The sequence below is a fragment of the Elioraea sp. genome (assembly GCF_022842375.1).
Classification (GTDB): Bacteria; Pseudomonadota; Alphaproteobacteria; order Acetobacterales; family Acetobacteraceae; genus Elioraea_A.
In genome coordinates this window covers 365,784-372,313 of sequence record NZ_JALHPR010000001.1, presented here as the reverse complement: position 1 = coordinate 372,313, position 6,530 = coordinate 365,784, and the positions used below count along the sequence as shown (strand labels likewise).

Below are 6,530 nucleotides of genomic sequence, written 5' to 3'. Positions count from 1 at the left end.
GCGCCCACACACGAGCCTGAACGGGCTTACGCCCGCAGCCTTTGCAACCCGCCCCACGCAGGGGCATAGACAGAACAGACCCTGCTTATGAACGAGGGCAGCCTGGGGGCAGGGTCAATCGCGCCCGGCAAGCCAATGCAGAACGGCTTCGTCGAGAGCTTCAACGGCCGCATGCGCGATGATTTGTTGAACGAGACGCTGTTCTTCGTTCTCGACGACGCCCGCGCCAAAATCGCGGCCTTGGTCGCCGACCAGAACGGCCAGCGTCCGCATTCGACGCTGGGCTACCTCACACCCGCGGCCTACGCCGCCACTCTCACCGCGCCACATGGCGGACAACACGCCAGAGGTCTAACTGCCCTGGATAAAAAGACAACTGCAGGTCCGCGGAAGCATAGATAGCGTTAGCGGTCGTTAGTCACAGTCTCGCGAGTCACGGCTGAAAAATGTTCGAAGGCGAGTCGCGCTTTAGGCTTTCTCCAAGCTCCTTTCCCAAATGCGCGGCCTCTGACGTTCGACCAACCATTACACGACGGAGACAAAAACTCCCGTCCTCGGTTGCGACCAGACCGGTCAAGCGCAACTGGCCATCTGCCTGAATGAACGCATAGGAGCCAACTGGAGTACGGCATGACCCATCGAGGGCATCGAGAAGTGCCCGCTCGGCGAGCGAAACAATCCTTGCTGCAGGATCTTCGATCGCAGACAGCAGTTCACAAAGTTCGACGTCCTCCTCGCGTACCGTGATGCCCACAATCCCTTGCCCAGCGGATGGCACCATCGTTTCCGGCGACAATGCGACGTCCACCAAATGCTCGAGGCCGAGGCGCCTGAGTCCAGCAACTGCCAACAGCGTCGCGTCGACCGTTCCATCGCTGACCTTTCTTAGGCGCGTCTGGACGTTCCCGCGCAACATTTCAACGCGCAGATCGGGACGTGCAGCAAGGAGTTGCGACTGCCGTCGCACTGACGAAGTACCAATAAGCGCACCGTGCGGCAGTGCGCCGTATGGATCGTTGACACTTGGTGCCCCACAGCGCGGCCCAAGTACAAGTGCGTCGCGCTCATCCTCTCTTGGAAGGCAACACGCAAGAACTAGACCGGGAGGAAGCTTTGTCTCGAGATCCTTCATGCAGTGCACGGCAAAGTCTACACGACCATCAAGAAGGGCCTCGTGGATCTCCTTTGCGAACAGACCCTTGCCGCCAATTTCTGCCAGCCGCCGGTCCTGAATCAGATCGCCGGAGGTGGCGATTGCGTGCTCCTCGAACGCCTTCGCGGCGCAAAGCACCGGGCATATGTTCGTTATCATTCCGAGAAAGGCACGAGTCTGCACAAGCGCGAGCGGGCTACCGCGCGTGCCGACGCGCAAGGGCAGCGCGCGTGCGTGCGAGCGGACGCGCCGCCCGCCAGGCAGTTCAGAGATGACGCGTGCGGAAGCTGCTCCACCGCGACCGAAGCCGCTCTCTGACATCGTGCTCAACGCCGTTTCCCCATCATGCTCATTGCGTCCCAGCCAAACACCCACCCGCGCCTCATGCCGAGGCGAGCCCCGTGAGGTGGGCGAGGTTCTTGAAGAAGATGCGCACATGCGCGATAGGCCGCGCCTTCACCAGTTCCTTGTTCATGTAGGCATCCCACGTCAGTGTCTGGACATCGCGGTCGTTACAAATGCGGACAAATCTCTCGCGCCGGTCGTCATTCCCGTACCAGTACGTCTGCATGATGCCGAGTATCCAGAACACTGGCCCATGCACGCGCATGAAGCGTCGCCGTGCCTGGCGGAGCGCACGCGCATCACCCGAGCGCAGGAACTCCTCGGTCGCATCGGCAGCGAGCCTGCCACCGAGCATAGCGTAGTAGATTCCCTCGCCGGAGGCTGGCGCGACCACGCCGGCGGCATCCCCTGCAAGCAGCACGTTGCGACCGTCGTCCCAGCGCCCCAGCGGCTTCAGCGGGATCGGCGCACCCTCGCGACGGATTGTCTCGGCATTGTCGAGGCCAGTGATGCTGCGCAGATCACCCACGGCGCCGCGCAGCGAAAACCCCTTGTGTGCGGAGCCTGTTCCGATGCTCATCGTCTGCCCGTGCGGAAATATCCACGAGTAGAAATCGGGCGACATCCTCCCGTTGTAGTAGACGTCGCAGCGCGTCGGATCATAGCTGGCGTCGAACGTCTCCGGCGTACGGACGATCTCGTGATAGGCAAACACGAAGGGCATACGGTCAGCGCCCTTGACACATTGGCGCGCGACCGCCGACAGCGCGCCGTCGGCGCCGATCACGGTCCGTGCCCGTACGGCCTCGACCGGCGCATCGGGGGCTGCGCCCTTAGGGCGGTAGTGAACCGTCGAGGTCCCGCCGTCGCCCTTCAGCACGCGCTCAAAAGTACCGCTGACGCGTTGGGCGCCATTGATCGCCGCACGCCGCCTCAGCCACTCATCGAACACGTCGCGGTCGACCATGCCGACATAGCCACCCTCGATCGGCATATCCACACAACGGTTCTTCGGTGAAATGATACGCGCACCGGCGATTCGAGCGACCAGCAGGTCATGCGGGATGCCGAAATCGTCGACGAGTTTCGGCGGAATCGCACCGCCGCACGGCTTAATTCGCCCGGCCTTGTCGAGCAGCAGCACCGAATGTCCTCGCCGTGCGAGGTCATTCGCCGCAGTTGCGCCCGAGGGGCCTCCGCCGATCACCGCGACATCGAAGATCTCGTTGCCTGCCATCCCTACGACTTCCCTACTCATCCGCCCACCGCCTGCTTGCCCGGAGGAAATGTGCCGAAAGTCACTGCCGAACGCCGCTGCCAGGCACCGATCCGCAGCGCGAGCAGTCCGGCGATGCCGAATAGCAGTGCATCGGCAAGGAACACCGCGGCATAGGCGGACGCCGTTTCGGCGAGCGCCAGGCGTGCAAGATCCAGCGCCACGGCGCCAGCAAGGCTGCCAAGGCCGAACGCGATGGCCTGTGCCGCACCCCACATGCCCATCCGAACACCTTCGCGCCTTTCGCGCCCCTTGCCGACCATCAGCATCATTGAGGCAATGGCGGCAGCGGCGAATACGCCGTTCGCGAGGCCAAGCACGAAGAAGGAGGCACCGAGCGGCCAGCCGGGCCCGACTTGGCTTGCGACCACTAGCATGAGCATCGCTAGCGTGGCTGCAGCGCAGCCCCCGATCGTCCAGCCGCGCATGGTGCCGAAGCGCGTGCGGGAGGCGAAGATGCCGACCATCGCAATCACGATCATCCCCGCGAGTACCCCGCCATGCTGGATCGAGGCGAGCGATGTCGTCTCGCCAAGCGACAGGCCGAAGACCTGTCCAGCGAAGGGTTCGAGCACAAGGTCCTGCGCGCTGTACGCGAGCATGGAGACGAACACGAATACGGTGAAGCGCCGTGAATCAGGCTCGGCCCACACCTCACCCAGGGCTTGGCGAAACGGTGTCCTGGGGCCTGCCTGAACGAGAGCGTTGCGGAGCGGAACCTGACGGGCTTCGATCCCCCAGACTGCAATAACTGCCAACAGGAATGCGAGAGCCGAAACGCCGGAGGCAACAACGATCAGCCGCTGGCCCGAATAGGGATCGAGAAGCCGGCCAGCGATCGCGGTCGTGACCACGAAACCCGCAATCATCATGATCCAGACGATCGAGGCGGCAGCGGGACGGCGACGCTCGGCAACCACAGCTGCCAGCAGCACGAGCAGCGATGTTCCTGCAGCGCCAACGCCAATGCCGATCAGCAGGAAGGCGGCGATCGCGAGCATCAGCCCGAGCGTCGGCGCGCTTGCCATCAGTGCAGTCGCCGCAGCAGCACCAATGCCGCCGATCGCAAGAACCGCCATGCCGCCGATAATCCACGGCGTGCGCTGCCCACCCATGTCGCTGCCATAGCCCATCCGCGGGCGCAGTATCTGCACCGCATAGTGAACAGCCACGAGCACACCGGGCAGCGTGGCAGGCAGCGCAAGTTCGACCACCATGACGCGATTGATTGCCGAAGTGGTGAGCACGACGATCGCGCCAAGCGCCGTCTGCACGAGGCCGAGGCGGAAGATCCCGAGCCAGCCCAGCCCTTCGCCGGTTCCGATCGCGGCGCTCATCCAACCACCGGTCGGATCGCGAGGGCGGCGACGAGCATGCCAATGACGTAGAGCGTCGTTCCTGTCGCATTGTACCAAGGCGCGAGCTTCCGTGGATCTCGCAGAAGCTTACTCATCAGAACAAGCTGTAGAGCAATCAACGCGGCAATAACGCAAGCGTGAAGAGGCGCGTCGCGCAGGAGCAACAGCCCAACAACGAGGAACTGCGGAAGCGCCATGACCCAACAGGCAAGCCGAGCGGCCCTCTCGATGCCAAGCTTCACGGGCAGAGAGCCGATCCCGAGTGCTCGATCACCTTCGACTGCCTTGAAGTCGTTCAGCGTCATGATACCGTGTGCGCCGATGCTGTAGAGAACGGCGACCACCAACACGATAGGAGATGGCGCACCCCCAATCATGACGGCCGCGCCGGTTATCCACGGCAGCCCTTCGTAGCAGGCGCCACAGACCGCACTAGACCACCAGCCGTTCCGCTTCAGCCGAATTGGCGGCGCGCTGTACGCCCATGCAAGCGCCAGCCCAGCGACAGTTGCCCACAACCCCCATGTTCCCAATTGAGCCGCAACAACGAGCGAAAGCGCGCTCATGGCGATTGCAATCCAGAGCCCCCATCTTCCTGGGATGCGGCCAGACGGGATTGGACGGTTCGGTTCATTGATCGCATCGACGTGCCGATCGAACCAGTCGTTAACTGCTTGGCTTGTTCCACACACGAGGGGTCCAGCGAGCAGGACACCAAGAGCAAAAAACCCGAGCTTATCGCCCGGCGAGATTCCGGATGAGACAACTCCACAGCCGAAGGCCCACATCGGTGCGAACCATGTGATAGGCTTCAGTAATTCGAGTGCAGCAGCTGGCGACGCGCCCCGTCGGGGTCCGGAAATGTCGACGAGGGCGATCATTCCGCTCCTCCGCATCAGACCGACTCGGAGCTAGACGAGAGGTCGCCCAGTCCGTAGCGCCGTAACTTCACATAGAGGCTCTGGCGCGAGAGACCGAGCATCTCCGCTGCTGACGCGCGGTTGTCGTTCGTCAGTTCGAGCGCCGCTTCGATACAGAGGCGCTCAATCACGTCCGTCGCTTCCCGAACGAGATCCTTCAGCGGCACGCGGCCGATCAACTCAGAAAGTTGCTGCATTGAACGGGGCATTTCGCGCCGCGCTCCAAGCTCGGCAGAGACTCGCGGACCGACATCGCGAATTGCAAAGCCGAAACAAGGCTTGCCCCCGTTCATGACGGAGACAGCTGAGATCTCGACTTCCGCTTGTGCGCCGTACTCACCGCGAAGAGTGCTTGGAAAGAGGCGCACAGGGCCACGCTCACGAAGGTTGGCGAGCAGTACCTCGAGGTCCACACCTGGCCGACCAAGCCAACGCTCAAGCGGTTCACCGCGGGCCTGCTCCTCGGTCGCCAGTTGGGTCATCTCAAGGAACGCACTATTCGCGGTAACAATTCGCCCGTCCTGACCTGTGACGACGAACCCATCAGGTGCGCTTTCGATGAGCTTGAGCAATTTCGATTTTGGCCGATTTGATGCCTCAATCCCCTCGGCAGCGGCAACTGGCGTAAGGCGCACCAAGAAAAACGTATTGTTATCTTGGCGGAACATAGATGCTGAAACATCGACAGTACGGCCATCGGCCGCAAGTTCGGCCCTCACGTCGTCAGCGCGCCCGGCGGCACGCACGCCCGCAAGCAGCAGATCAACCGCGCGCTGACCTTCCAGGGTGAAAATGTCCACAAATGACTGGCCGATCTCTGGGCGAGAAACACCGCCAAACAATAGCTCATTTGCTGGGTTGATCTCAACAATACGCCCTTGATCAGCATCTACGACAAGCACCGGTTCAGACGACATACGAAAAAGAAGTCGATACCGTGTTTCAGCATACCGAAGTCGAGTGTAGTCACGTTCGAGGGATGCCTGAGCGTCAACCAACCGCTGTTGCAGAGCGGCGATCGGACGAAGATCACGACCGAATGCAACGATCCGACGATCCGAGCCGACACAAACGGTAGAATAAAGTATCGGTAGCGTTCCACCACGCGGAGAGATCTGGTTCACATGGCGCCATGCTGGGCCATGACGGTCAGCATTGGGCGCCAACATATCGACGATCTTCGCGCGGCTATCGACTGCTACGGTTTCAACCCATCGGCGACCCAGCCACGCGCTTGCATCCCCCACCTCGCGGGCGACTTCATCAGTATTGCAAGCAACGTCGAGAACCGTTCCGTCTGCACCAATCACGAGCGCGATATCTGCTGCGGCTGAAACGAGCATCGCAGCCGCCTCAGCATCGAGATCTCCTAGTGCCGTCCTGGGGGCCCTGAAACTCATACTGTGCCGCCTTGCCCTTCATATCGGAATCTCCGCCGACAAGCGGCTTCCGAACTCGCGAACATTTCTCGGTCCAGA

At 62.0% G+C, this 6,530-nt stretch carries 5 protein-coding genes and 1 pseudogene; 1 reads left to right on the top strand and 5 read right to left on the bottom strand.

The genetic code is table 11. The features are described 5' to 3' along the window. Positions 1–117: 117 nt before the first annotated feature. Positions 118–321, top strand: a pseudogene (locus Q0C38_RS01715) (transposase); the annotation flags it as partial. Between the two features lie 112 nt (positions 322–433). Here Q0C38_RS01715 and hemC read toward each other — a convergent pair. The 5 genes from hemC to ppsR all read right to left on the bottom strand — a co-directional run bounded on the left by hemC (position 434) and on the right by ppsR (position 6,395). Continuing rightward, a complete protein-coding gene (gene hemC, locus Q0C38_RS01710; RefSeq protein ID WP_408870000.1) occupies positions 434–1,474 on the bottom strand; it encodes a hydroxymethylbilane synthase in 1,041 nt (346 codons plus the stop codon). A gap of 61 nt (positions 1,475–1,535) precedes the next feature. Further along, entirely contained in the window at positions 1,536–2,735 is a 1,200-nt protein-coding gene (locus tag Q0C38_RS01705) for a geranylgeranyl diphosphate reductase (protein WP_291295312.1), read from the bottom strand. A gap of 17 nt (positions 2,736–2,752) precedes the next feature. Beyond that, the gene (locus Q0C38_RS01700; RefSeq protein ID WP_291295311.1) at positions 2,753–4,111 is read right to left on the bottom strand and encodes a BCD family MFS transporter; all 1,359 of its coding nucleotides are present in this window, start codon (positions 4,109–4,111) and stop codon (positions 2,753–2,755) included. Then, positions 4,108–5,013 carry a chlorophyll synthase ChlG gene (gene chlG / locus Q0C38_RS01695; protein WP_291295310.1) on the bottom strand — a complete coding sequence of 302 codons (906 nt, stop codon included), beginning with the start codon at positions 5,011–5,013 and terminating at the stop codon, positions 4,108–4,110. The genes Q0C38_RS01700 and chlG overlap by 4 nt, the downstream gene beginning before the upstream one ends. Before the next feature lie 14 nt (positions 5,014–5,027). Next, entirely contained in the window at positions 5,028–6,395 is a 1,368-nt protein-coding gene (gene ppsR, locus Q0C38_RS01690) for a transcriptional regulator PpsR (RefSeq protein ID WP_291295309.1), read from the bottom strand. Positions 6,396–6,530: the final 135 nt, after the last annotated feature.